Annotated in this window: 23 protein-coding genes; 18 read left to right on the forward strand and 5 right to left on the reverse strand. The window is 59.6% G+C overall.

From position 1 onward, the window contains the following. Positions 1-57: 57 nt before the first annotated feature. From K3G63_RS00110 to K3G63_RS00120, 3 genes are all read left to right on the forward strand, one after another. Positions 58-1020: a 1,4-dihydroxy-2-naphthoate polyprenyltransferase gene (locus K3G63_RS00110; protein ID WP_220612075.1), complete on the forward strand. Its 963-nt coding sequence runs from the start codon at positions 58-60 to the stop codon at positions 1018-1020. A gap of 45 nt (positions 1021-1065) precedes the next feature. Beyond that, positions 1066-1500 (forward strand): DUF1493 family protein, encoded by a 435-nt coding sequence (locus K3G63_RS00115; protein WP_220612076.1) that lies wholly within the window; start codon positions 1066-1068, stop codon positions 1498-1500. A 70-nt stretch (positions 1501-1570) separates the two neighbouring features. Beyond that, positions 1571-2128, forward strand: coding sequence for an RNA 2'-phosphotransferase (locus K3G63_RS00120; RefSeq protein ID WP_259404216.1), 558 nt, complete (start codon positions 1571-1573; stop codon positions 2126-2128). 363 nt (positions 2129-2491) lie between these two features. On the opposite strand, the gene K3G63_RS00125 is transcribed toward K3G63_RS00120, so the two are convergent. Continuing rightward, positions 2492-4174: a DEAD/DEAH box helicase gene (locus K3G63_RS00125; RefSeq protein ID WP_259404217.1), complete on the reverse strand. Its 1683-nt coding sequence runs from the start codon at positions 4172-4174 to the stop codon at positions 2492-2494. A gap of 191 nt (positions 4175-4365) precedes the next feature. On the opposite strand from K3G63_RS00125, the gene K3G63_RS00130 reads away from it, so the two are divergent. From K3G63_RS00130 to K3G63_RS00175, 10 genes are all read left to right on the forward strand, one after another. After that, the gene (locus K3G63_RS00130; protein ID WP_220612077.1) at positions 4366-5718 is read left to right on the forward strand and encodes a sigma-54 dependent transcriptional regulator; all 1353 of its coding nucleotides are present in this window, start codon (positions 4366-4368) and stop codon (positions 5716-5718) included. A 144-nt stretch (positions 5719-5862) separates the two neighbouring features. Next, complete coding sequence (locus tag K3G63_RS00135; RefSeq protein ID WP_220612078.1) at positions 5863-6993, forward strand: TlpA disulfide reductase family protein; 1131 nt, start codon at positions 5863-5865, stop codon at positions 6991-6993. A gap of 346 nt (positions 6994-7339) precedes the next feature. Then, entirely contained in the window at positions 7340-7693 is a 354-nt protein-coding gene (locus K3G63_RS00140) for a hypothetical protein (RefSeq protein ID WP_110977817.1), read from the forward strand. Positions 7694-7826: 133 nt separating this feature from the next. Then, a complete protein-coding gene (gene kdpF / locus K3G63_RS23130) occupies positions 7827-7904 on the forward strand; it encodes a K(+)-transporting ATPase subunit F (protein WP_110978249.1) in 78 nt (25 codons plus the stop codon). An 82-nt stretch (positions 7905-7986) separates the two neighbouring features. After that, positions 7987-9687 (forward strand): potassium-transporting ATPase subunit KdpA, encoded by a 1701-nt coding sequence (gene kdpA / locus K3G63_RS00150; RefSeq protein ID WP_220612079.1) that lies wholly within the window; start codon positions 7987-7989, stop codon positions 9685-9687. A gap of 96 nt (positions 9688-9783) precedes the next feature. Beyond that, a complete protein-coding gene (gene kdpB / locus K3G63_RS00155) occupies positions 9784-11829 on the forward strand; it encodes a potassium-transporting ATPase subunit KdpB (protein WP_220612080.1) in 2046 nt (681 codons plus the stop codon). A gap of 215 nt (positions 11830-12044) precedes the next feature. After that, positions 12045-12605 carry a potassium-transporting ATPase subunit KdpC gene (gene kdpC / locus K3G63_RS00160; RefSeq protein WP_220612081.1) on the forward strand — a complete coding sequence of 187 codons (561 nt, stop codon included), beginning with the start codon at positions 12045-12047 and terminating at the stop codon, positions 12603-12605. 118 nt (positions 12606-12723) lie between these two features. Beyond that, positions 12724-13854, forward strand: a complete 1131-nt coding sequence (locus K3G63_RS00165) for a porin (protein WP_220612082.1) — start codon at positions 12724-12726, stop codon at positions 13852-13854. A gap of 305 nt (positions 13855-14159) precedes the next feature. Further along, on the forward strand, positions 14160-15326 hold the full coding sequence (locus K3G63_RS00170; protein WP_220612083.1) for a sensor protein KdpD: 1167 nt from the start codon (positions 14160-14162) through the stop codon (positions 15324-15326). 42 nt (positions 15327-15368) lie between these two features. Beyond that, entirely contained in the window at positions 15369-17159 is a 1791-nt protein-coding gene (locus tag K3G63_RS00175; protein ID WP_220612084.1) for an ATP-binding protein, read from the forward strand. An 81-nt stretch (positions 17160-17240) separates the two neighbouring features. Here K3G63_RS00175 and K3G63_RS00180 read toward each other — a convergent pair whose 3' ends face one another. Then, positions 17241-18251: a Gfo/Idh/MocA family oxidoreductase gene (locus K3G63_RS00180; RefSeq protein WP_220612085.1), complete on the reverse strand. Its 1011-nt coding sequence runs from the start codon at positions 18249-18251 to the stop codon at positions 17241-17243. 104 nt (positions 18252-18355) lie between these two features. Here K3G63_RS00180 and K3G63_RS00185 point away from each other — a divergent pair, with 104 nt between their 5' ends. The 5 genes from K3G63_RS00185 to K3G63_RS00205 all read left to right on the forward strand — a co-directional run bounded on the left by K3G63_RS00185 (position 18356) and on the right by K3G63_RS00205 (position 22372). After that, positions 18356-19096, forward strand: coding sequence for a class I SAM-dependent methyltransferase (locus K3G63_RS00185; RefSeq protein ID WP_220612086.1), 741 nt, complete (start codon positions 18356-18358; stop codon positions 19094-19096). A gap of 48 nt (positions 19097-19144) precedes the next feature. Then, positions 19145-19456, forward strand: a complete 312-nt coding sequence (locus K3G63_RS00190; protein ID WP_220612087.1) for a hypothetical protein — start codon at positions 19145-19147, stop codon at positions 19454-19456. Further along, positions 19456-20136, forward strand: coding sequence for an ATP-binding cassette domain-containing protein (locus K3G63_RS00195; protein WP_220612088.1), 681 nt, complete (start codon positions 19456-19458; stop codon positions 20134-20136). Before K3G63_RS00190 ends, K3G63_RS00195 begins: the two co-directional genes overlap by 1 nt. 11 nt (positions 20137-20147) lie before the next feature. Then, positions 20148-21287, forward strand: a complete 1140-nt coding sequence (locus K3G63_RS00200; protein WP_259404218.1) for a CaiB/BaiF CoA-transferase family protein — start codon at positions 20148-20150, stop codon at positions 21285-21287. Between the two features lie 236 nt (positions 21288-21523). Further along, positions 21524-22372 (forward strand): hypothetical protein, encoded by an 849-nt coding sequence (locus K3G63_RS00205; RefSeq protein ID WP_259404219.1) that lies wholly within the window; start codon positions 21524-21526, stop codon positions 22370-22372. Positions 22373-22551: 179 nt separating this feature from the next. Here K3G63_RS00205 and trpS read toward each other — a convergent pair whose 3' ends face one another. The 3 genes from trpS to K3G63_RS00220 are packed head-to-tail and all read right to left on the reverse strand — an operon-like array spanning position 22552 to position 24916. Next, positions 22552-23529: a tryptophan--tRNA ligase gene (gene trpS / locus K3G63_RS00210; RefSeq protein ID WP_220612089.1), complete on the reverse strand. Its 978-nt coding sequence runs from the start codon at positions 23527-23529 to the stop codon at positions 22552-22554. Positions 23530-23536: 7 nt separating this feature from the next. Further along, positions 23537-24157 (reverse strand): hypothetical protein, encoded by a 621-nt coding sequence (locus K3G63_RS00215; protein WP_220612090.1) that lies wholly within the window; start codon positions 24155-24157, stop codon positions 23537-23539. Positions 24158-24166: 9 nt separating this feature from the next. Further along, positions 24167-24916, reverse strand: a complete 750-nt coding sequence (locus K3G63_RS00220; RefSeq protein WP_220612091.1) for a queuosine precursor transporter — start codon at positions 24914-24916, stop codon at positions 24167-24169. Positions 24917-24959 lie beyond the last annotated feature (43 nt).

Raw genomic sequence — 24959 nt, forward strand, 5'->3', positions numbered from 1 at the left:
AACCTGAATCCAGAGCGCGGGCTCTCCGCCTAGCGTCTTATTTTCGCATCACCCCTCATGGCACCTTCTTCTTCTGCCGCGCCTGCTACCCCTACCAGCCCCGCTAAAGCCTGGCTTTCCGCATTTCGGCCCCGCACGCTGCCGTTGGCCCTGGCCAGCATTATGGCCGGTGGGTTTCTGGCGGCCAGCCACGGGCAGTTTCGCGGGAGCGTGGTAGGGTTGGCGGCTCTCACCACCATTCTGCTCCAGATCCTGAGCAACCTAGCCAACGACTACGGCGACTCCCAGAACGGCGCCGATAGTGTGCACCGCGAAGGGCCGCAGCGGGCCGTGCAGAGCGGGGCCATCAGTCCGCAGCAGATGAAAAAGGGGATGGGGGTGTTCGGATTGCTTTCCCTGCTGAGCGGCCTGCTGCTGCTGTGGGTGGCCCTGGGCACGGCCGGCGCCTGGATTTTCGTGGCCTTCTTCGTGCTGGGCCTCTCGGCCATCTGGGCCGCCGTGAACTATACGGCCGGCTCCAAACCCTACGGCTACGCCGGCCTCGGCGACTTGTCGGTGTTCATCTTCTTCGGGCTGGTAGGCGTGTGTGGTACGTACTTCCTGCAGGCCTATAGCCAGGTAGAGGTCTGGACCCAGGCCCTGCCGCTGCCGGTGCTGCTGCCCGCCGCCGCGCTGGGCTGCTTTGCTACGGCCGTGCTGAACGTAAATAATATCCGCGACATCCGCTCCGACGAGTTGGCCGGCAAAATCACGATTCCGGTACGGCTGGGGCCAGTGCGCGCCCGCCGCTACCATTGGCTGCTGCTGGTGCTGGGCTTTGGCTGCGCCGTGGTGTACGTGGCCCTGACCTACCACTCGCCTTGGCAGTGGCTGTTCCTGCTCGCGGCCCCGCTCTTAATTCGCAACGCTACCCAGGTATGGCAGCGCCAGGAAAGTATGCAACTCGACCCGCTGCTGAAGCAAATGGCCCTCACCACGCTGGTATTTACGCTATTGTTCGGGGTAGGGCAGATATTGTAAGATGGGTACACTTGCCGGGTATATTCCCTCCCAACCCTAAGAGAAATGAACAATTCTTCTCACTCAAGTACTATAGTGGCAGTGCGTTGTTTTCTCAGCGAAGAAATTGGGGTGAACGAAGCTGAAATAACTGGCAGTGCGAATTTGGTCAACGATCTAGGTGTATGGGGTGGCGACTTTTTTGAGCTGATAGAGAAATTCAGTCAGAAGTTTCAAGTAGACATTACTTCTTTTCGCTGGTATTTCCATAGCGGAGAAGAAGGATTCAACACAGGCGGCATAATTTTTCGCCCGCCCAATGAGCGGGTCGAGCATATTCCAGTAACCTTGGAAATGCTGGCTGAGGCTGCAGAAAAGCAACGATGGATTGTAGAGTATCCACCCCATCGGCTTCCGGCCCACCGTTTTGACATCTGGCTCAACGTGCTACTCGCCTTGGGTGTAGTGTTGGCTTTGTTGTTTAAGTTTTTAGTGATGTAGAATTGCTATGCTACAACTAAAGAAAAGCTGCAGCCTGTATAGATAGCCGCCTTTATACCTATCCAAACAAATGGTGCTCTCCGAAAAAGAAACTACCCGCCTCAGCAAGCTCCTAAGCCTAGTGCTGCGCCACGAGCCAGCCCGGCTGGGCCTGACACTGGACGCCCAGGGCTGGGTGGAGGTCGATACGCTGCTAACTCAGGCCAAGGCACACCAAGTACCGCTTACCCGCGAGAACCTGCTGTATATCGTAGAAACCAACGCCAAGCAGCGTTTCCGACTCAGTGAAGACCAGCAGCGTATCCGGGCAAGTCAGGGGCATTCGGTGGAGGTGGAGCTGGGTTACGCGCCCGTTGTGCCGCCCACAATGTTGTACCACGGCACCGCCACCCGGCACCAGGCTGCCATTCTGCAGAACGGGCTCCAGAAAATGAGCCGCCAGCAAGTGCACCTGAGCGCCGATGTGGCTACCGCCCAGCAGGTAGGTGGCCGCCACGGCAAGCCCGTCGTGCTGGTGGTTGCCGCAGCGCGCATGCATGCCGATGGCTACGCATTTTACCAAGCTGACAATGGCGTGTGGCTGACGGACGAGGTGCCAGCTCATTATCTGCAGTTGCTGGAAGGGTAGGGTTTTAGGCCACCATGACACGGACGCGAAGTATACTACAAGTTAGGGCTAGAACTCTATGACTTCGTTTTCACTTACCGCTGCAGCCAACGTGCTAGCACCTGCCTACTACCTGTTACAAGCTCAAGGCTATCAGGTACGGTATGATGCAAAAATGGACTTGTGGATAGCCGAGAAAGAGGGGGTGCACTTAAGCGCTTACGACTCGATCATGCTCTGCGGCTTAGCCTACATTCACGAGCATAAAGGAGAGAATTAGAGGGTTTCAGATGAAGAAATTGAAGCTTATTTAAAGCTGGAAGAATAGAAAATAAAAAGCCTCCGCTGCAACTGCAACGGAGGCTTTTCTCATCAAGCTTGAAATTACTCGGCGCTAGGCGTAACTGGGGCAGCCGTAGTAGCCTCGGTTGCGCCGCCTTCCGGGCGCGGGCCACGGCCACCACGGTTGCGGCCACCACGCTTGCGCCGCCGCTGTTCAGGCTTCTCACCTTCGGCGCGTGGCTGCGTTGTTGCTGCCTCTCCTTCCGGGCGCGGGGCGCGGGGCTCGCGGGGCGGACGAGATTCGCCTTCCGGACGTGGTGCGCGAGGCTCCCGGCGCGGACGGCTTTCGCTGCCTTCGGGCCGGTCTTCGCGGGCGGGGCGCTGGTAGGGCTGGGCGGGGGCCTGGCCGGCGTCCAGGGCGGCTAGGGCAGCTTGGGCTTTGGCAATGCGGGCCTGCTGGTCAGCATCAGGCTTACCGTCGCCGCGGTTGGGGCGGGAGCCGTTGCGGCCTCCACCGCCGCGCGGGGCGCCGCCTTCGGGGCGGGGGCCACGGTCGCGGCCGGAGCCACCACCGCTACGGCCGCCGCGCTCGGGCCGGCCACCAATTTTACCACGCAGGCCACTGAACCGCTTCGGGTCAAACTCGGGCGCTTCGCCCAGGCCCAACTCCTCGGTGATGTTCTTCTTCTCGATTTCGCGCTCAATCAGCTTCTCAATCTTCACTACGCGGTCCTGGTCTTGGTCCGAAATGAAGGTGATGGCCGTGCCTTTAGTGGCAGCGCGGGCCGTGCGGCCAATGCGGTGCACATAATCTTCGGCGGCGCGCGGAATGTCGTAGTTTACTACGTGGCTCAAGGAGTCAATGTCGATGCCGCGGCTGAGTACGTCGGTAGCTACCAGAATGGGAAACTGCTTGTTTTTGAAGGCGCGCATAATTTCCTCGCGCTCCTCCTGGGTGCGGTCGGAGGAGATGCCGCGGGCCTCGATGCCGAGCTTGTTGATAGCCCGCACAATGCCGCCCACGGCCGCTTTCTGCGAGGTAAACAGCACCATGCTCTGCACATCCTGAGTTTTGATGATGTGCTCCAACAAGTAAATCTTCTGGCGGTCGAAGGCCATGTAGAACTGCTGGTCGATGCCGGCGGCGGGCTTAGACACAGCCAGCCGGATTTCCTCGGGCTGATTGAGAATCTGCTGCGAGAACTCCCGGATTTTGTTGGGCATCGTGGCCGAGAACAGCAGCGTCTGGCGCTCCTTGGGCAGCTGGCGCACGATGTTGAGGATGTCATCGGAAAAGCCCATGTCCATCATCTTGTCGGCCTCGTCCAGCACCAGATATTTCAGCTGCTCAAACTTCACGTAGCCCATCTGCATGTGGGCAATGAGGCGGCCGGGGGTAGCGATGATGATATCGGCGCCGGAGGTGAGGGCGCGCTTCTGCTGCTCCCAGCCTTCGCTTTTGCCGCCGCCGTAAATAGCAATGGAGCTGGCTTCCACAAAGTAGCCGAAGCCGGTTACTTGCTCATCAATCTGGGTGGCCAACTCGCGGGTAGGCACCAGAATGAGGGTGGAGGTATTGCCGTGCTTGGCGTGGGAAATCTTGTCGAGGAGGGGTAGCAGGTAGGCGGCCGTTTTGCCGGTGCCGGTCTGGGCGCAGGCAATCAGGTCCTTGCCTTCAATAATTTTTGGAATGGCCTGCTCCTGAATGGGCGTGGCATTCTGGTAATTCATGGCATCGATGCCCGCCAGGAGGTCATCGTGCAAGTTAAATTCGTGAAACGTCAAGGCGCAGCTTGTTTAGGATGATTGATGGCTGACCTTGCTTTCCGGTCAGCGAACCGCTAGTTGTAATGGGAACAAAGATAGAGGGATTTAGGTGCGCCGCGCCGCCCCAACCTCTACTATGAAAGTACAGGCCCAGTTCGACGTTTTTGCGTACCCTTGCGCCCAAAATCAGCCCTACTTTCCTACCCCCTATGCCCGCCGGAACCCTACTGCTCATCGACGACGAAACCAGCCTGCGCCAACTCCTGGCCCGAGTGCTGGAGCTGGAAGGCTATACCGTGCTGCAAGCGCCCGATGCCCGCCGCGGCCTGGAGATGCTGCGCCTCCACGCCGAGGAAGTGCTGGTAATTTTGTCGGATGTGAAGCTGCCCGATGGCTACGGCCTCGACTTGCTACCCCGCTACAAGCAGGTAGCCCCCCTGGCTGAGGTGGTGTTGATGACCGCCTACGGCACCATCCCCGACGGCGTGCGGGCCATGAAAGAAGGCGCCTTCGATTACCTCACCAAGGGCGACTCCGACGACCAGCTGCTGGTAGTAGTGGAGCGCGCCGCCGAAAAGGCCCGCCTGCAGCAGCGCGTGGCGGATCTGGAGAAGAAGGTAGGCGCTCAGTACAGCTTCGACAGCATGATTGGGCACTCCGCTGCTTTAACCCAGGCCAAGAAACTGGCCCAGCGCGTAGCCCCCACCGACAGCACGGCCCTGCTGGAAGGCCCCACTGGTGCGGGCAAGGAGCTGTTTGCCCAGGCTATTCACCAGGCTAGTCAGCGGCGGAGCAAGCCGTTTGTAGCCGTGAACTGCTCGGCTTTCCCGAAAGATTTGCTGGAATCGGAGCTGTTTGGCTACAAGAAAGGCGCGTTTACGGGGGCGCTGTCTGATAAGAAAGGCTTGCTGGAAGAAGCCAACGGTGGCACCCTGTTTCTGGATGAAATCGGGGAGCTGGAGCTGAACGTGCAGGCCAAGTTCCTTAGGGTGCTGGAAACCCAGCAGTTCACCAAGCTCGGCGACACCAAGCCCACCAGCGTGAACGTGCGCATTGTGGCCGCCACCAACCGCAACCTCAAACAGGAAGCCGCTGAAGGTCACTTCCGCCCCGATCTGTACTACCGCCTTTCGGTGTTCACGGTGCTGGTGCCGGGCCTGAATGAGCGGCGCGAAGACATTGCCCCGCTAGCCGACTACTTCCTGCAGTACTTCGCCGCCCGCCTGCGCAAACGCCTGCGCGGCCTGGAGCCCGAAGTGCTCCAGCAGCTCCAGCGCTACGACTGGCGGGGCAACGTGCGGGAGCTGAAAAACGTGCTGGAGCGCGCCGCCATCCTGGCCGATGGCGACCTGCTCACCGTGGATGACCTGCCCGCCGAATTTCACTACCTGCCTACCCCCCTCACTACCGACGAAGCCTCCGACCGTACCCTGCGCACCCTGGAGAAGCGCCAGATCCGGCAGGTGCTGCAGGAAACCGGCGGCAACAAAATGGAAGCGGCCCGCCAGCTTGGCATCGGCACCAAAACCCTCTACCGCAAGATTCAGGAGTACGGGTTGTAACTGAGAGGGAGTGAGGTCACGAATAAGCTACTATATAGTTGGAAGTGTATACTATAGCATTTAAAATTTTCGTTACTTGAGAAGGCCGGCTTCTGAGGGTAGAAAGCTGGGAAGTATCTGTGTATTATCTACTTCCTCATCTCTATGAAAAAGCATTTACTGGGTTTATTGCTTGTTGCCCCCTGGCTGGCTAATGCGCAAACAGCCGCTCCCTTCACCATCAAAGGCACCCTCGGCAAGCTCAATGCCCCAGCCAAGGTGTACCTAATGCGCGGTAACGTGGTGGCAGATTCAGCGACGTTAAAAAACGGGGCGTTTGAATTAAAAGGGACCAGCAATGCGCCCGTAGCAGCCGACTTAATATTCCGAACCAAGGGGCAGCTAGGTAGCTTGTCTGGGCGGGTGCTGGACCGCACGCGCCTCTATCTGGAGCCGGGAACCATAGTCATCACCAGCCCCGACTCGCTGGCCCACGCCACTATTCAGGGCGGCCCTGTAAACACGGATAACGTACGGCTGAATGCGGCCATAAAGCCAGTTATTGCCAACGTGCAGGCTTTCGGGGCGGAAATGCAAAAAGCTACGGAACAGCAGCGGCAGGACCCAGCTTTCCACGAGCGGAACAAGGCCCGGTTTGACGCGTTCAACAAGCAGATTGCGGCTGTCATCTACGATTTTATCAAAGCCAACCCGAGCTCGTGGGTGAGCCTAGATGCCCTGATGGGGCTCCAGATGCTAGATCTGCCGCAGTACAACGTGGTGGCTCCGCTGTACAATGCCTTTAGCCCGGCCCTCAAGAACAGCCCCCAGGGCCGGGAGTATGGTGAGATGGTCCAAAGGCTGAAAGTTGTGGCGATTGGAGCGCAGGCCCCTGATTTCTCCCAGCAAACGCCCGATGGCAAAACCATATCGTTGCGCGATTACCGCGGCAAGTACGTGCTGGTTGATTTTTGGGCTTCCTGGTGCGGCCCCTGCCGCGAGGAAAACCCCACGGTTGCCAAGGTCTACAGCGAATACAAAGGCCGCAACTTCGAGGTGTTGGGCGTGTCGCTGGATAACGAAGAGCAGCGCGACAAATGGGTAAAAGCTATTCAGGACGACAAGCTGAGCTGGCCGCAAGTGTCGGACCTGAAGGGCATGGATAATGCGGCTGCCCTCAGTTATTACGTGCATGCCATTCCCCAAAACTTTCTCATTGACCCCACCGGCAAAATTGTGGCCGCCAACCTCAAAGGCGCTGATTTGAAAGCTACCCTGGCGAAGTATATCAAGTAAGTCGAAGCTGAGGCAGGATACTATTCCTGAATTACCAGCAACCTCACAAACCGGGTTATTCTGACCGACGCACCGGGTCAGAATGACTCGGTTTTTTTGTGCGTGCTTGCGCCAAGGCTGAGTTGGTTGAAAATAATTTATCTGATAATCAAGGGGATATAAGATGAAAAGGAGGGGAGTAGCAGAACTGGGCCCGGGTTGGTAATGAGCTGCCCGAGCCACTCGTCGATTCAGCAAACGGGCTGAACCGAGGCCGGCCCTGGGCAGACTGACACCCCGCCCAGGGCCACACCCCGGCGCCGCGGGCTCCTTCACGGACCAGTTCCACTTCTTTTCATCTCGTCAGATGACTTCTTCCACTGAAACCGCCTCGCTGCTGCTGGAAAGCTTCCCGGAGTTAGGCGCTGAGCTGCAGGTTCCTGCTACTCGCCAAAGTATTTACCGGCAACTGAGCTGCTTTGCCACCTTCACCCGCGAAGCCGCCGAGGGTGGGCATCTGGCCCTGCTTAAGCGCTGCTTTGAAGTAGCCGACCGCCTGCTGCGCCAGGGCGACGCCTACCTGGTTCGGGCCATCGAGAATGTATACCTGTACTGCCTGCACCTGGATGGCAGCACCTACGGCAACCAGCTGGCCCGCCAGCTAATGCCCGCCCGTCTGTACCAAATCTACCAGTATCCGCACACCAACATGCTGCCCTAAGCGCGGCTGGCGGCTTCACGCTCATCCCCTTCGCCATGATTTTTCTGCTCACTGCCGCGGGCCTCGCCGGGTTCGGACTCTTCTACAAGTCGGTCGATTTTTTTGACCACATCTAACGCTGCCTCCTGCCATGATGGTCGCCCTTTTTTTCCTCTCCCTCGCCACGTTCTGCTACCTCTGCTACGTGCTGCTGCGCCCAGAGAAATTCTAATTCAGTTACCGGTTGCGAGTTGCCAGTTGCCAGACAAGGCACGGACTGAAACTCGCAACCGGCAACTCGCAACTCAACTAAGATGATCAACGAACTACTCGGCATCGGCGCCATTTACTTCCTGACGCTGGTGCTGGCCCTGCCGCTGGGCCACTACCTGGCCCGGGTGTTTAAGGGCGAGAAGAACCTGATGGACTTCCTACGGCCCGTAGAAAACGGCATCTTCCGCCTCTCTGGCATTGATGCCCGCCGCGAAATGAGCTGGCAGCAGCACTTGGTGGCCTTGCTTACTATTAACCTTGTGTGGTTTCTGCTGGCTATGCTGGTGTTGTCTACCCAAGGCAGCCTACCCCTCAACCCCGACCAGAACCCCAGTATGGCCCCGGACTTGGCGTTTAACACGGCCATTTCCTTTCTGGTAAACTGCAACCTGCAGCACTACAGCGGCGAGTCGGGACTAAGCTACCTCTCGCAGATTGTGGTAATTACTTTCCTGCAGTTTGTGAGTGCGGCTACCGGCATTGCCGCGGCCGTGGTGGTGTTCAACGCTCTGCAAACCCGCGCCACCGATAAGCTGGGCAACTTTTATAACTACTTCGTCAAGAGCCTCACGCGCCTGCTGCTGCCGGGTTCCTTGGTGGTGGCCTTACTGCTGGCCTTCAACGGCACCCCCATGACCTTGCAAGGCAAGCAGGAGCTAGTAACCCTGCAGGGCGATTCCGTGGCCGTGTCGCGCGGGCCGGTGGCGGCTATGGTGGCTATTAAGGAGCTGGGTACCAACGGGGGCGGTTTCTACGGGGCCAACTCAGCTCACCCCCTCGAAAACCCCAACTACCTCACCAACGCCGTCGAAAATATAGCGCTGGTTATCATCCCCATGGCTATGGTGTTTGCCCTGGGCTTTTACCTGAACCGCCGCAAGCTGGCCCTGATGATTTTTGGGGTGATGACCGTAGGTTTTGTGGTGCTGCTGGCCCCCACGGTGTACTATGAGCTGCAGGGTAACCCGGCTATCAGCCACCTAGGCGTAAACCAGGGGCTGGGCGCGCTGGAAGGTAAGGAAATGCGGTTTGGGGCGGCAGCTTCTGCCTACTGGAGCATCACCAACACCGTTATCAGCTGCGGCTCGGTAAACTCCATGCACGATTCGTTTATGCCGCTTTCCGGGCTAACCCAGATGCTGGGCATGATGACCAACGCCTTTTACGGGGGCTGCGGGGTAGGGCTGCTCAACTTCTTTGCCTACCTGATTATTGCCGTGTTCATTGCCGGCCTGATGGTAGGCCGCACGCCCGAGCTGCTGGGCAAGAAGATTGAGGCCCGCGAGATGAAAATTGCCATCATCGTGACCCTGCTGCACCCGCTGCTGATTCTGGCGGGTACTGCCCTCACGGCTCACCTCTACGCCGGCAACCCCACGGAATATGCCGGCTGGCTGGCCAACCCCGGCTACCACGGCTTCTCCGAGATGCTGTATGAGTTCACCTCCGCCTCGGCCAATAACGGTTCTGGGTTCGAAGGCCTCGGCGACAATACGCCCTGGTGGAACATCAGCACGGGGGTAGTACTGCTGTTGTCCCGCTTCCTACCCATCATCGGTCCAGTGGCTATTGCCGGCTTGCTGGCCCGCAAAAAGTACGTGCCCGAAAGCGCCGGCACCCTGCCCGCCGACACGGCCACCTTTGGCGTGATGGTTATGGCCGTCATCGTCATCATTGCCGCGCTGGCCTTCTTCCCCGCCCTGGCCCTGGGCCCCATTGCCGAGCATTTCTCCCTGTATTAGTATGGAGTAGGGAGTATTGAGTAGTGAGTTAGCTCCCGGCTGATCCTCTTCTGCTCCCACTTTTTCCTTTGTCTCAATACTCAATACTGAGTACTCATGTCTAAAGACTCTCAATCCTTGTTTCAACCCGCGCTGGTGCAGGAGGCTATCAAGCAAGCCTTCGTGAAGCTCGACCCGCGCGTGATGTTCCGCAACCCGGTGATGTTCACCGTGGAAATCGGAACGGTGGTAATGCTGCTCGTGACGCTGGGGCTGCTCGTGAAACCCGATGCGGCTCAGGGCTCTTTTGCCTACAACTTCACCGTGTTTGTGGTGCTGTTTCTGACCTTGCTGTTCGCCAACTTTGCCGAGGCCATTGCCGAGGCCCGCGGCAAGGCCCAGGCCGAAAGTTTGCGCAAAACCCGGGAAGAAACCCCGGCCCGCGTGCTGGAACCCCACGGTACCATCGTCAGCATCAGCTCGTCGCAGCTCCAGAAAGGCCAGGTATTTCTGGTGGAGGCCGGCGAAATCATTCCTACCGACGGGGAGATTATCGAGGGCTTGGCTACCATCGATGAGTCGGCCATTACGGGCGAATCGGCCCCGGTGATTCGGGAGGCTGGCGGCGACAAGTCGTCGGTGACGGGCGGCACCAAGGTGTTGTCGGACCGCATCAAGGTAGTGGTGACGACGGCGCCCGGCGAGTCGTTTCTGGATAAGATGATTGCCCTGGTAGAAGGCGCGTCGCGGCAGAAAACCCCCAATGAAATTGCCCTGACTATTCTACTGGCAGGCTTTACGCTGGTGTTCATCATTGTGTGCGTGACCTTGCAGCCCTTCGCCGCCTACGCCAACACGCCCATTGCCATTGCCTCCTTTATTGCCCTGTTCGTGTGCCTGATTCCGACCACCATCGGGGGGCTGCTCTCAGCCATCGGCATTGCGGGCATGGACCGCGCCCTGCGGGCCAACGTCATCACCAAAAGCGGCAAAGCCGTGGAAACGGCCGGCGACATCGACGTGCTGCTCTTGGATAAAACCGGCACCATTACCATCGGCAACCGCAAAGCCACCCACTTCTGGCCCGCGCCGGGGGTAGGGGAGCAGCAGTTCATTGAGCTGGCAACCTTATCGTCGCTCACCGACGAAACCCCCGAAGGCAAGAGCATTGTGGAGCTGGCCCGCGAAAAGCAGGTGAGCCCAGAGCAACTGCAAACTCGCCTGCAGGGTGCCGAGCTAATCAAGTTCACAGCCGAAACCCGCAGCTCCGGCGTGACGCTGGCCGATGGACAACGCATCCGCAAGGGCGCTTCCGACGCCATCCGCCAACTCGCCGTCAAAGCCAACCAGCCCTTCCCCCAGGAAACCACCCAGCGCGTAGAAGCCATTGCCAGCAACGGCGGCACGCCCCTGGTAGTAAGTGAAAATGACCGGGTGCTGGGGGTAGTGGAGCTGCAGGACATCATCAAGCCCGGCATTCAAGAACGGTTTGAGCGCCTGCGCAAAATGGGCATCAAAACCGTGATGGTAACCGGCGACAACCCGCTCACGGCCCGCTTCATTGCCGAAAAAGCCGGGGTTGATGACTTCATTGCCGAAGCCAAGCCCGAGGATAAAATGACCTACATTCGGCGCGAGCAGCAGGAGGGCAAGCTGGTAGCCATGATGGGCGACGGTACCAACGACGCGCCCGCCCTGGCCCAGGCCGACGTGGGAGTAGCCATGAACTCGGGCACCCAGGCCGCCAAAGAAGCCGGCAACATGGTCGACCTCGACAACGACCCCACCAAGCTCATTGAGGTAGTCGAAATCGGGAAGCAACTGCTCATGACCCGCGGCACGCTCACCACGTTCAGCATCGCCAACGACGTAGCCAAGTACTTTGCCATTGTGCCGGCCCTGTTCATGGTAGCCATTCCGAGCCTGGGCGCGCTGAATATTATGGGCCTGAAGTCGCCGCAGTCGGCCATTCTCTCAGCCGTGATTTTCAACGCTATTATCATTCCGCTGCTGGTGCCGCTGGCCCTGCGCGGGGTAGCCTACAAGCCCATCGGTGCCTCGGCTTTGCTGCGCCGCAACCTGTTGGTGTATGGCCTGGGCGGCGTCATCGTCCCCTTCATCGGCATCAAAGTCATTGACCTGCTGGTAGGGCTGTTTTTGTAGGGACTGGGCCATTACAGAATGTCATGTAGAGACGCAACACTTGGCTACACCGACCTTCGGTTCGCGTCTTGGCGCCAGAACGGGTGGTTCTGGGCAGCTTAAACAACCTCAGCACGCGGGAGACGCGAGGTGTCGCGTCTCTACAACCAACAACGTCAGCACGCGAGCTGCTTGGGCTACGCCTCTGCATGACCAACGATTTACGATTTAAAGAAATGAAACAACACCTGCTTCCTGCTTTCCGCCTGACCCTAGTCCTCCTGGTTGTCTGCTGTCTGATTTACCCGGCGCTGGTATGGGCCGGCGCGCAACTGGCTCCGAATGGCGGCCAGGGCGAAACCATCAGCCACCGGGGCCGTGTGGTGGGCTACGATAACGTGGGCCAGAAATTTACCCGGCCGGAATACTTCTGGTCGCGCCCCTCAGCAGTAGACTACAACTCGGCCGGCTCGGCGGGCTCCAACAAAGGCCCCAGCAACCCCGACTACCAGGCCACGGTACAGGCCCGCCTCGATACGTTTCTGCTCCAGAACCCCGGCGTACCCAAAGCCCAGGTACCCGCCGAACTGATTACCGCCTCGGGCTCCGGCCTCGATCCGCACCTTTCGCCCGCCGGGGCCGCCGTGCAGGTAGCCCGCGTGGCCCGCGCCCGCCAGCTCGATGCTACCAAAGTGCAGGCCCTGGTGGCCCAGCATACCCAACACAGTCTGCTAGGCCCCGACCGGGTGAACGTGCTGCGCCTGAATGTGGCGCTGGACCAACTGAGCGGCCGCTAAGCACCAGGTTCCTCCCGGCTTTATTCCGTTGTTTGGGGTAGCAAATTACCCCGCAGCACCTATTCCTCTACCTCCATTCCTGAGCGACATCCTGCCAACCGGCAGTGCTCTTCTCTCCATGAAATCTATTTCCCTGCTTACCCTCGGCTTGCTGTGCAGCGCAGCTGCTACCGCTCAAACCACCCCCGTTGCGGCCGATTCGGTGGTGACGCCGGCCGAGGCCCCCGCTACCCCACCTGCCAACCCGCTTACTCCGTACGGGTTTGTGGATGGCTACTATGGCTACGACATCAAGCACGCGGCTACCAACGACCGGCCCGGTTTTCTGTATTCCCACGACCGCCAGAACGAGTTTACGGTGAACAACGCCATCCTGGGCCTGCGCTACGATAATGGGCAGGTGCGCGGGGCCCTGGGGCTGCACGCCGGCACCTATGTTTCGGCCAACTACGCCGCTGAGGATCCGGTGCTGCGCCATATCTACGAGGCCTATGCGGGTTTCCGGCCGTTCCAGAAAGCCTGGCTCGACGTGGGTATTTTCGGCTCCCACATCGGCTTTGAGTCGGCCATCAGCAAAGACAACTGGACCCTGACCCGCTCGCTCATGGCTGAAAACTCGCCGTACTACGAGGCCGGAGCCCGCTTTACCTACGAAGTCGACCCCAAGCTGACCCTGACGTCCCTGGTGCTCAACGGCTGGCAGAACATCCGGGAAACCAACCAGAAAAAGGCCTTAGGAACCCAAATTCAGTGGAAGCCTACCGACAAGCTGCTCATCAACAGCAGCACCTTCTACGGCAACGAGCAACCCCAGGACCTGCAGAAGCGCCGCCGCTACTTCCACGATTTCTACGTGAGCTACGCCGCTACCGAGCGCCTGAGCGTGGCCGGCGTGTTCGACGTGGGCAAGCAGGAGCAGGCCGCCCGCGGCAGCAAAGCCGATACCTGGCACACGGGCGCTGCCTTCGTGCGCTACAAGCTGGCCGATAAGTGGTCGGCCACGGCCCGCGCCGAGTACTACAATGCCGACCACGGCGTCATCATTTCCTCGATTTCTCCAGCCGCTACGGATGCCGACTTCAAGGTAAAAGCCGCCTCCCTCAACCTGGACTACCTGCCCACCAGCAACGTGGCGTTTCGAGTGGAAGGCCGCGTGTTCCACTCCGGCCAGGATTTCCTCACCGACCGCAACGGCCAGCCCACCAACTCCTACGGCAACCTAACCAGCAGCATTGCCCTTTCCTTTTAGTTAGTTGGTAGTTCCGGTAGGGAAGATCATAGCTGCAAGAATCCGCCACAGGAAAATGCTACAAGAACGAAGCTGTTGAAAGAACGTGTCATGCTTAACCTGGCTTCCGCGCAGCCCAAGCATCTCTCCCTCAGGCTAATCCTGAAGGCCCCCGCCACGGTAACCGCTCCATAGCCCAGGGTTTAAACCCTGGGCTAGTGAATCGCCTGGCTAGCAGCGAAGCGGTAGAGATGCTTCGCCAAGCGGACGCCAGATCAAGCATGACAGACGGTTTCCCGCCAAAACACCCTACAACGCCTACCCCCATGACGCCTTCGAACGATGACTCACAGCGGCGCGACCTATCGGCGGAGCGGTTTCTGCGGCTGGTGCAGGAGCCGCGGCGCGGGCGGTTGAAGGTGTACATTGGGCTGGCTGCGGGGGTAGGGAAAACCTACCGCATGCTGCAGGAAGCGCAGGAACTGCGCCAGCACGGGGTGGATGTGGTGCTGGGCTACGTGGAAACCCACGGACGGGCCGGCACCGTGGCCCAGCTGCAGAACCTGCCCTTAGTAAAGCGCAAAAACATTTTCTATAAAGGCCGCATGCTGGAAGAAATGGACGTGGCAGCCATTCTGCAGCGCCGGCCGGCGGTGGTGGTGGTCGATGAGCTGGCCCACACCAACGTGCCCGGCTCGGAGAACGAAAAGCGCTGGCAGGACGTGGAGCAACTGGTGCGGGCGGGCATTTCGGTGATTACCGCCGTGAATGTGCAGCACCTGGAAAGCCTCCACGACCAAGTGCTGCGCATTACGGGCCAGGACGTGGCCGAGCGAGTGCCCGACCAACTGCTAAAGCTCGCCGACGAGGTAGTAAACGTAGACCTGACCGTGCCCGAATTGCGGGCCCGCCTGGAGGAAGGCAAAATCTACGACCCGCAGAAAGTGCCCACGGCGTTGCGCAACTTCTTTCAGCCCGAAAACTTGCTGCAACTGCGTGAGCTGGCGTTGCGGGAAGTGGCCGGGCAGCTCAGCCGCCAGATTGACACGGGCGCGGCCCCGGTGCCGGCCCCGCGTCGCAACCACGACCGGCTGCTGGCCTGCATCAACTCCAATGCCCCAGCCGCGCGCGAAATCATCCGCAAAACCTCCCGCCTCGCCGACCGTCTGGGCACAGCCACCTGGTACGTGCTCTACGTGCAAACGGCCCCCGAATCGGCGGACCGGGTGGGGCTGGCCACCCAGCGCCACCTGCTGCGCAATTTGCAACTGGCTACCGAGTTGGGCGGCCAGATTCTGCGGGTAAAATCCGACGAGGTGGTGACGGAAATACTGCGCGTGGCCCAGGAAAAACGCGCTACTCTGCTTATTTGCGGCGTCACGCGGGAAAAAGGCTGGTGGCCGCGTCTGCTCCGCCCGGGCATTACGTCAGCTCTGATTCGGGCCGTAGCGCAAACCGATACGGACCTGGACCTTTTCCTGGTCACCTACTAGTGTTGCCCAAGTGGCCGCCGGTTTACTACCCCTCATCCGCTCATGAACCTCAAAACCAAAATCACGCTGGCATTCCTGACCATGCTGCTCCTGCTGCTGGGCGTCAGTGCGTTTACCTTGTACTCGCTTAACCGCCTAGACCGTAGCGCCCGCAACGTGTTGCAGGATAATTTGTACTCCGTGGAATTAGGACAGCAAATGTTGCGGGCCCTCGACCAGTTGCAGATTCAGGAGGCACCGCTGGATACGCAAGCCAAGCAACGGTTTGAGCAACTGCTGGCCCGCGAGGCTGGCAACGTTACGGAACCCGGCGAACAGCAAGTGGTTGATTCCTTGTTCAGTGAGCTGGCTAACACAGAGCGGTATCTCGCCTCCGATACTACGGCGCCGCAGATATGGAACGCGCATATAGGTCAGTTGCGGCAGCTCACCTACCGCATGGTAAATCTAAATACCCAGGCCCTCACGCGCAAAAACGAAGCCGCCAACCGCTTGGCTACCGAGCAGAGCGGCTACGTGCTGGCCCTGCTCACATTTGCGGTCCTGACCTGCCTGCTGTTCGTGCTGAGCGTGCCGGAAGCCGCCGTGAGTGGGTTGCGCAAGCTCTCGGCCAGCATCGAAAACGCTACCCATCAGGATTACTCCAACTCTATTCCGGTGGAAAGTCAGGATGAGTTTGGGGGCGTGGCGCGGGCCTTCAACCGCCTGCTGGTGCAACTGCAGGACTACCGCACCTCCACGCTGGCCCAACTGCTGGCCGAGCGCAACCGCATGGTCAGTCTCGTCAATAACCTCGATGAGGGTCTGCTGCTGGTGGACGAAAACCGCCGCCTGATTCTGGCGAACCCCGTGGCCCAACAACTCTTGGCCCTACCCCCCGAGCAACTCCTGAACCGCCCCGCCGAAGAAATAGCCCAGCAAAACGACCTGTTCCGGGAGCTGCTGCGCCACCTCGATACGCCGGCGGCCCAGCGGCCCACCGAAGCCGCTCCCGTGCTGACCCTGGCCCAGCACGACGAGGAAGCCTACTACCGCGTCAGCGTGAATGATGTGGTGAGCTTCAACGAGGCCCTGGACAAGATGGAGTTCGTGGGTTCTATCCTGACGCTGCGCAACGTGTCAGAGTACAAGAAGCTAGACCAGGCTAAGTCTAACTTCCTGGCGACGGTGTCGCACGAGCTGAAAACGCCTTTGTCCAGTATCAACTTCAGTTTGAAGCTGCTGCAAAATGGCAAGGTAGGCCCCGTGAACGATGAGCAGCAGAATATTCTGGCCACCATCAAGCAAGAAAATCAGCGCCTGCTGCGGCTGGTAGGAGAGCTGATTGACGTGTCGAGGCTGGAGTCGGGCAACATCCAGCTCAACTTCCAGGCGGCCCGCGTGACCGAGGTGGTGCAGTTTGCCGCCGATACTATTCAGCTGCAGCTCCAGCCCAAGCAACTCACCCTCGACATCCAGATTGCCGACACCCTACCCCCCGTGCGCGCCGACATCGAGAAAACGACCTGGGTGCTGCTTAACCTGCTGGCCAACGCCATCCGTTACTCCCCGGAGCAGGGCCAGATTCACATCCGCGCGGCTCTTACCACCGAGGCTCAGCCCCAGGTCCGCATCAGCGTGCAGGACAACGGCCCCGGCATTGCCCCGCAGTATCAGGAAAAAATCTTCCAGCGCTTTGTGCAGATTCCCGACAAAAACGGCTACAAAGGCGGCTCGGGCCTGGGCCTGAGCATCGCCCGCGAGTTTATTGGCAGCCAAGGCGGGCAGCTGTGGGTGGAAAGCGAGCTAGGCAGCGGCAGCACCTTCAGCTTCACTCTGCCAGTGGCAGGTTGAGTTGCTATGAACTTCTTTCACGACTGTCATTCCGAGCTGGTCGAGGAATGACAGTTATTCTGGCTGATGAACTAACTCACACTACCCTGCCAGAATTTCCAATTGCCAGCGCAGTTCCTCAATCCGGATGGGGTAGGGGGCCCCGTTAATCAGCGTTTGGTACACCGCCTCAAACAAACCAGGGTAGTTACCGCGTAGAGCGGCAAGAGTGGTCACGGTTTTCTCGCCGGTTTCGGCTACTACGGTCAGCTCACCTTCGCTGCTGTCCAGGCCGTAGGCGGTATCGGTTGGCAGCAGGCCTTGGTCGAGCTGGGTTTCCTGCACATCGGTGCGCTGCTTCTGGAAGGAGCCTTGGGTGCCGTGCAGCACGTAGGCGGGCACCGGGGCGGCCGTCAGCAAGCTACCTGTCACGAACACGTTCAGGCCACCGGGGTAGGCGAGGTGGAAGTGAAAATAGTCGTTTACCCTGGACTTGGGCCGGTGGCAGCTCAGGGTTTTGTGTACGCGCTCGGGCCGCCCAAACAAGCTCAGGGTCTGGTCCAGCACGTGGGGGCCCAGGTCGTAGCTGAGGCCGCTGCCGGGGGTAGTGGGGTCTTCCTTGAACACCTTGGTATTGAGGGCAGCCTTGTACCGATCAAAGCGGAAATGCACTTCGGTAATCCGGCCCAGCTGCCGGCTCTCCACTACCTGCCGTACTAGCTGAAAGTCACTGTCCCAGCGGCGGTTCTGGTAGGCTAGCACGTGCAGGTTGCGCTCCTGAGCCAGTTGCACCAACTCGTCCAGCTCGGCCACCGTGGTAGCGACGGGCTTTTCGATGAGGACGTGCTTGCCGGCGCGCAGTGCTTCCCGCGCCAACTCAAAATGGGTGTTGTTGGGCGTGTTGATGATGACCAGCTCCAGGGCCGCGTCGGCCAGCAGCTCGGCCACGCTGTCGTAGCTGATAACGCCAGGGTAGAACTCGGCCACTTGCTTACGGCTGCGCTCTACCACGGCTCGCAGCTGAAAGCCCGGGTGGGTAGCAATAAAAGGCGCGTGAAAAATGCGGCCCGACATGCCGAAGGCCAGCAGGCCAGTTTGGATAGGGTTATTCATAGGAAGGAGGGTAGGAAGTAGCAATACGGCAGTGCCGGCCGAAAAGCCGTAAGCAGTACCGGCCGCTGGCGGCCACAAACAAACGCACAAACTTCCAGACCCCGATGCCCACCCTCGACCGTTTCTCGTCCCAAGCTGAGCTCTACGCCCGCTACCGCATCGACTACCCCGCGGAGCTGTACCAATGGCTGCTGCCGCAAGTGCCCCAGCGCGGGCGGGCCTGGGACTGCGCTACCGGCAACGGCCAAGTGGCGCTGGTGCTGGCCGAGCATTTTCAGCAGGTAGAAGCCACCGACCTCAGCGCCTCGCAGCTAGCGCAGGCCCCGGCCCGGCCCAACATCAGCTACCAACCGTCGGCCGCCGAGCACACGCCTTTTCCGGAGAGCTATTTCGACCTGATAACCGTGGCCCAAGCCCTGCACTGGTTTGATATGGCGGCGTTTAACCAGGAGGTAAGTCGATTGCTGCGGCCCGGTGGGGTAGTGGCCGAATGGGGCTACGGGCTGGTGCAGGTAGGCCCGGAGCTGGACCCGCTGATCCGGGAGTTTTACGCCGGCACCATGCGGCCCTACTGGGATGAAAATCGCTGGCACATCGACGACGAGTACGCCCGCCTACCCTTCCCGTTTGCCGGAGTGCAGCAGGCTCGGTTCGCGGTGCGGCGGCAGTGGTCGGCAGAGTGGTTTCTGAACTACCTGCGCACTTGGTCGAGCGTGGTGAACTACCAGCAGCAACACGGCCACGACCCGGTTTCGCTCATTGCCGAGGAACTGACCCGACTGTGGGGCCCCGGCGAGCGGGCGGTAGCGTTTCCGGTGTTTGCGCGACTGGGGCGGAAAGAATAATCTGCCGAGGGCTGCGTTACGCTCGGGTATTCCTTTCTCGCGCTATCGATGGTTTTATATCTGAAGGCTCTGGCATTGTTCTACCGCTCTGTGCTGCCTTTTACGCTGCTACTTTCCGGGCTCCTGCTGGTAGCTGCCCGGTTCTACGGCGGTACCTGGCCACCCCCGGTAGCTCCTTTACTGTTCCAGAAGCTGCTCACCTTTCCGGCCGTTATTTATCTGCAGGCGCAGTTTCGGCCTCATCAATACTGGTTTTACCGCAACCTGCACCTCTCGCCCCGGCAGCTGTGGGGTGGCGTAATAGCCGCCGATACGCTCCTGCTGTTGCTGGTGCTGCTGGTCGCCCGCTTTCTTTCGTGATGCCTAAGCTGGAAACAGAATCGTGGGTGCTGGAGGCCGACGGAATTCAGGTGCAGTTCGGGGAGCGGCGCATTCTCTCCGATATCTATCTGCGGGTGCAAACGGGGCAAGTGGTAGGGCTGCTGGGCCGCAACGGCTGCGGCAAATCAACCTTGCTGCAAACCATTTTCGGGGGGCGCCACGTAGCCGATGCCTCGGTGCGGGTGAACCGGCGGCGCGTGGTGCCGGCCTACCGGGAGCCGGGCTTGCTGAACTATTTGCCCCAGGTGCCCCTGCTGCCCCCTCGCCTGACTGTCGCCGAGGCAGCGCGCCTGCTTCGGGTTGATGCCCGGCAGGCACTGGCAGCTTTTCCGGAGCTGCTCACCCAACTAGCACGGCCGGTGGGCGAACTGTCGGGCGGCACGGCGCGGCTGGTGCAGGTCCTGTTGCTGCTGCACGCCCACACCTGCTTTTCCTTGTTTGATGAGCCGTTTACCGGGGTGATGCCCGTCCATATTGAACAGCTGGCCGACCTTATCCGGCAGACGAAAGCGCGCAAGGGCATCCTGCTCACCGACCACCGCTACGCCGAAGTGCTACCCCTCTGCGACGTGGTATACCTGCTGCACGGCGGCCGGCTGGAGCAGCTCCCGCCGAACCCCGTACCCGCCCTGCGCGACCGGGGTTATCTTGCGGAGTGATTTCGCGCCCTATGTCCCCTGCTGTTTCCCAATCCCTACCCCTCACCGGCCTGCGAGTGCTGGAGCTGGCCTCGGTGCTGGCCGGCCCGCAGGTAGGACAGTTTCTGGCCGAGCTAGGCGCTGAGGTGCTGAAAGTTGAAGCTCCAACCGGCGACGTAACCCGCACCTGGCGCACCCCCGCCGAAGCGCCCGATACCCCTGTTTCGGCCTATTTCAGTTGCGCCAACTGGGGCAAAACCAGCCAGGTGCTGGACCTGACTACCCCCACCGGCCGGGCCGAAGTGCACCGCCTCGCGGCTTCTACTGATATTGTGCTGGCCAGCTACAAACCCGGCGACGCCGAGAAGCTCCGGGTAGATTACGCCACCCTATCAGCCCTGAACTCACGCCTGATTTACGGCCACATTACCGGGTACGGCCCCGACGCTAACCGCGCCGGCTACGATGCCGTATTGCAGGCCGAAGCTGGTTTCATGCACCTCAATGCAGCTGGCCCTGGCCAGGAGCCCCAGAAAATGCCGGTGGCGCTTATTGATCTGCTGACGGCCCACCAGCTGCGGGCCGGCTTGCTCACGGCCCTCTACCAGCGCGAAAAAACCGGCCGCGGCGCCTTAGTGGAAGTATCGCTCTGGGACAGTGCCTTGGCTTCCCTGGCAAATCAGGCGGCTACCTACCTCGTAACCGGCCACGACCCCCAGCCCCTGGGCTCCGGCCACCCGAGCATTGTGCCCTACGGCACCGTGTACCAAGCCCAGGATGGGGTGCGCCTGTTGCTGGCCGTGGGCGCCGACCGACAGTTTCAGCAGCTCTGTGTTGTGCTGGAACGACCAGAATGGGCTACTGACGAACGGTTTTGCACGAATACTGCCCGGATGGCCCACCGCACGGAGCTGGAAAATCTAGTGCGTCAGCGCATTGCGCAGATATCGGGGGCAGAGCTGCTGGCGGAGCTGGAGCGCCGGCTGGTGCCGGCCGGGGCCGTTCGGACGGTGGGGGAGGCGCTTCGGCAGGAAGCTGCCCAGCCAATGCTGCTGCCGGCGGCTCCGCCGTTTCCGCACCCGGGCTTGCGCACCGTGGCATTCCGCAGCAGTGCCTGGCCGGTGGCCGGAAGCGTGCTGCCTCCTCCTGCGCACCATACTGCCCCTGGCTAGCACTGCTTGTCAGACCCCAGGAACAGTCGGGTCGAAACCATGAGCTTACGTTTGCGCGTACAGTTTGCAGCAGTTGCTACCCCTTCCTGCCGGAGAAGCCTACGGTCCGGGGTAGAGTTTAGGCTCCGTGCACCAGCTCGGGCGGCACTTACGTAGACAGGGCTTTTTCGGCTTGTCTGCGGAGTAGCCCTTCGCCCACTTTCGTGCCGTCTAGTGTCCTCGTCTCTGATTTTAGCATGTTCATGGAAGAAACGCCCCATACCACGCCCGCACTCACCACCCCGCCCCAAACCGACGACGGTACGCCCGGCGCCCCGGTCGTTTCTCCCAGCGGTGCGCCCAATACCGATGGCAACGCACCCAACGCACCCGGCGAGCCCGCCCCTTCGCCCGCCGACCGTCTCGACCAGATCTTTGAAGGACTCAAGCAGAAGTCGTCGGCTAAGCAGGCCATCTACCGCAACACGCTGGCTACCTTCGATTTGCTGCGCAAGGTGTCGCAGGAGCTGGTAGTAGAGCTCAGCCGTAAAATCACGCCCGTTGATTCCACGGTGATTATTGAATACCGGCCGGTAAACGATATGGAGTTTCACATTCGCTTCTCCGGCGACCTACTGGTGTTTGTGCTGCACTCCAACATCGTCACCTTCCCCGATGACTACGGCCCCATGCCCACCCAGTATGTGCAGGACGATTTCCGCCGCCGCTTTTTCGGGCATATCATGGCCTACAACTTCATGGCCGACAGCATCAAATACCAGCGCATGAACGACCCCGGCTACCTCGTGGGCCGTCTGCTCATCAACATTGATCAGCACTATTTCCTGGAAGGCGTGCAGCAGCTGGAACTCCCCGACAACGACATGTCTGACAATGCGGTAACGGAAGATGCCCTGAAGCTTTTCGTGGAAAGCGCCATGATTGCCGCCGTCAACAACGACCTAATTGCCCCCCCGCTGGATGATATTCAGAAAATCAGCGTGAAGCAGAAGCTGGAAAATCAGCAGGTAAGCCGGGGTAGCAAAGTGGGCTTCAGCTTCTCTAACGAGCAGAAGGCCATGACTATCGAGGGGCTGGCGTACTGAGCAGCAGCTTTTTTCTCACCTGGTAAGCTAACCAGGTGAGAAGAAAGCTGGCAATGTGCTACCTCTCTTATAGCAGCAAAGCCTCTACTTTCATTGCGGAAGTAGAGGCTTTGCTGCTATAAGAGAGGTAGCTCTGTAAAGCGCAGTCGAAGCGCGTCAGCAGGAAATTTGCGACCGGGCTACTTTACCTGATACCCAACCTTCTCGCGCACCTTGTTGAGTACTTGCGAGCCGTACGCCTGGGCCTTGCGGGCGCCTTCGGCCAGCTTCCGGTCAATTTCGGGCAGGTTGTTCATGTAGAAGTTGAACTGTTCCCGTTCCTGTGCAAACCGGGTGCGGATAACCTCAAACAGTGCCTGCTTGGCGTGGCCGTAGCCGTAGCCCCCGCGCAAGTAGTTCTGACGCATTTCCTCTACCTCGGCCGGTGAAGCCAGCAACGAGTATAGCTTGAAGGTGGTATCCGTTTCGGGATTTTTGGGCTCTTCCAGCGGAGTGCTGTCCGACACAATGCTGCGGATGGTTTTGAGTAGGGCTTTGTCATCCACGAAGATGTCGATGATGTTGCCGTAGCTCTTGCTCATCTTCTGCCCATCGAGGCCCGGAATGGTCATTAGCTGCTCATCCACGCGGGCCTGGGGTAGCACAAAGGTTTCGCCGTAGCGGTTGTTGAAGGCCGAGGCAATGTCGCGCGTAATTTCCAGGTGCTGGATCTGGTCTTTGCCCACGGGTACGAACTCCGCATCATAGAGCAGAATATCGGCAGCCATGAGCACGGGGTAGGTAAACAGGCCCGCATTCACGTCGGCGAGACGGTTGCTCTTATCCTTGAACGAGTGGGCATTCGCCAGCATGGGGTAGGGCGTGAAGCACGACAAATACCACGTCAGCTCCGTCACCTGCGGCACATCCGACTGGCGGTAGAACAGGTTTTTCTCGGTATCGAAGCCGCAGGCCAGCCAGGCTGCCGCTACCGCGTAGGTATTCTGGCGCAACGTTTCGGCGTCGCGCACGGTCGTGAGCGAGTGCAAATCGGCAATAAACAGCAACGACTCGTTGGCGCTTTGCTGCGAAAGCGCAATGGCCGGGAGAATGGCGCCGAGCAGGTTGCCCAGGTGGGGGCGGCCCGTGCTCTGAATGCCGGTGAGAATGCGGGACATGTGCGGGTTATTGAGTTGCTTTCATACCACCCGGGAGCTTCAGGCCCGCGTTGTAAGAATGCACGTAGTTGACAATATTTTCGGGAGTGACGTTGCCACTTCGGCAACGGTATTGCAGCTCAGGGTCCTGCTCAAACAAAGCAGCCACCGACTCCGGGTCGCGGGTTTCTTTAGGCAACGAGGGCGCCTTCTCTACATTCAGCACCACATACGCGGAGGTGCCTTGCCGACGCAGAACCGGCAGCACAACATAGCTGACGTAATTACCGGCCTGAAAAGTATAATGGTAGGCGTAAAGCTCAACAGGCCCCTTCTCGACTACTTCCAAAAAGACAGGATCGGGGCGCCGACGGTCAAAAACCGCCTTAAAGGGGAAGTTATCTTCCCGGACGTACGCATGTCCGGCCAGTTGAAATTCCTGAACGCGGTCCGGCTCATATTTTATCGAGCCACTTTCGCTTTTAACAATCAATTTGGCCGGTCCCCACGCCCCAGCTTCTTTATAGGAAAGCATTCCTTTACCGGTGGTGCCGTCGGTGAGGGTAAAGGTGCCGGGCTGGAAGCGTTGAGCATGTGCTTTGACAAATAATCCTACGCTAAGCAGAAGAATACAAAATGCCTCTTTCATGAATTTAATCTATACGCTAACATCAGCCGCGGCTTCCTGCTGCAGCTCCACGGTTTCATCCTTACCCAAATACCGATCAATGAGGTAGTGGGCCAGATAGAGCAGGGGCGTGAGCAGAATGGCCGCCGCGAATTTATACCAGTAGTTGGTGTTTGCTACGCTCAGCACTTGGTCAAAGGTCCAGTTGCCGAACACGTAGAAGGCCACGAACAAGACCACAAAGGAATCGACGAGCTGGGAAATGAGCGTGGAGCCGGTGGCGCGCAGCCACACGTAGCGCCCGCCCGCTACCCGCCGCAGCCACTGAAACACCGAGGCATCCAGTAGCTGCCCGATGATAAAGGCCGTAATCGAGCCGATAATAATGCCGAGTCCTTGGCGGAAAATGCTTTGGTAGGCAAACTCAATGTTGAACGGCCGGCCGGCTGCGTCTTTGCTGTTGACATCAAGCCAGAACTGAGCCGGGGGCAGCTTGGTAGTGGCCAGAATCACGAGAAACGCATATAAAATCAGCCCTACCGTCAGGAAGCTTATGCGCAGTACGCCCGCCCGGCCAAAGTACTCGTTGATGATATCGGTAGTGATGAACACCACGGGCCAGATGATGACGCCCGCCGTCAGGTTACCCGGCAACCCCAGCAGGGCATCAACTGAAAAAATCTTGACGCCAATAATTTCGGCCAGCAGCGCATTCACGATAAAAATACCGCTGAGCACAAGGTAAAGCTGCTGTTTTTTGTGCGTAAACGACTGCGCCATACAAGCCAGAAAGGGCGCCGCAACCAGTGAGGCTGCCGGCAAC

It is taken from the genome of Hymenobacter sp. HSC-4F20 (assembly GCF_019599275.1).
Lineage (GTDB): Bacteria > Bacteroidota > Bacteroidia > Cytophagales > Hymenobacteraceae > Hymenobacter.

Excerpts from the sequence above, each read along its gene's own strand:
- K3G63_RS00110 (WP_220612075.1), top strand. The coding sequence starts at position 58 with ATGGCACCTTCTTCTTCTGCCGCGCCTGCTACCCCTACCAGCCCCGCT.
- K3G63_RS00115 (WP_220612076.1), top strand. The coding sequence starts at position 1,066 with ATGAACAATTCTTCTCACTCAAGTACTATAGTGGCAGTGCGTTGTTTT.
- K3G63_RS00120 (WP_259404216.1), top strand. The coding sequence starts at position 1,571 with ATGGTGCTCTCCGAAAAAGAAACTACCCGCCTCAGCAAGCTCCTAAGC.
- K3G63_RS00130 (WP_220612077.1), top strand. The coding sequence starts at position 4,366 with ATGCCCGCCGGAACCCTACTGCTCATCGACGACGAAACCAGCCTGCGC.
- K3G63_RS00135 (WP_220612078.1), top strand. The coding sequence starts at position 5,863 with ATGAAAAAGCATTTACTGGGTTTATTGCTTGTTGCCCCCTGGCTGGCT.
- K3G63_RS00140 (WP_110977817.1), top strand. The coding sequence starts at position 7,340 with ATGACTTCTTCCACTGAAACCGCCTCGCTGCTGCTGGAAAGCTTCCCG.
- kdpF (WP_110978249.1), top strand. The coding sequence starts at position 7,827 with ATGGTCGCCCTTTTTTTCCTCTCCCTCGCCACGTTCTGCTACCTCTGC.
- kdpA (WP_220612079.1), top strand. The coding sequence starts at position 7,987 with ATGATCAACGAACTACTCGGCATCGGCGCCATTTACTTCCTGACGCTG.
- kdpB (WP_220612080.1), top strand. The coding sequence starts at position 9,784 with ATGTCTAAAGACTCTCAATCCTTGTTTCAACCCGCGCTGGTGCAGGAG.
- kdpC (WP_220612081.1), top strand. The coding sequence starts at position 12,045 with ATGAAACAACACCTGCTTCCTGCTTTCCGCCTGACCCTAGTCCTCCTG.
- K3G63_RS00165 (WP_220612082.1), top strand. The coding sequence starts at position 12,724 with ATGAAATCTATTTCCCTGCTTACCCTCGGCTTGCTGTGCAGCGCAGCT.
- K3G63_RS00170 (WP_220612083.1), top strand. The coding sequence starts at position 14,160 with ATGACGCCTTCGAACGATGACTCACAGCGGCGCGACCTATCGGCGGAG.
- K3G63_RS00175 (WP_220612084.1), top strand. The coding sequence starts at position 15,369 with ATGAACCTCAAAACCAAAATCACGCTGGCATTCCTGACCATGCTGCTC.
- K3G63_RS00180 (WP_220612085.1), bottom strand. The coding sequence starts at position 18,251 with ATGAATAACCCTATCCAAACTGGCCTGCTGGCCTTCGGCATGTCGGGC.
- K3G63_RS00185 (WP_220612086.1), top strand. The coding sequence starts at position 18,356 with ATGCCCACCCTCGACCGTTTCTCGTCCCAAGCTGAGCTCTACGCCCGC.
- K3G63_RS00190 (WP_220612087.1), top strand. The coding sequence starts at position 19,145 with ATGGTTTTATATCTGAAGGCTCTGGCATTGTTCTACCGCTCTGTGCTG.
- K3G63_RS00195 (WP_220612088.1), top strand. The coding sequence starts at position 19,456 with ATGCCTAAGCTGGAAACAGAATCGTGGGTGCTGGAGGCCGACGGAATT.
- K3G63_RS00200 (WP_259404218.1), top strand. The coding sequence starts at position 20,148 with ATGTCCCCTGCTGTTTCCCAATCCCTACCCCTCACCGGCCTGCGAGTG.
- K3G63_RS00205 (WP_259404219.1), top strand. The coding sequence starts at position 21,524 with ATGTTCATGGAAGAAACGCCCCATACCACGCCCGCACTCACCACCCCG.
- trpS (WP_220612089.1), bottom strand. The coding sequence starts at position 23,529 with ATGTCCCGCATTCTCACCGGCATTCAGAGCACGGGCCGCCCCCACCTG.
- K3G63_RS00215 (WP_220612090.1), bottom strand. The coding sequence starts at position 24,157 with ATGAAAGAGGCATTTTGTATTCTTCTGCTTAGCGTAGGATTATTTGTC.
- K3G63_RS00220 (WP_220612091.1), bottom strand. The coding sequence starts at position 24,916 with ATGGCGCAGTCGTTTACGCACAAAAAACAGCAGCTTTACCTTGTGCTC.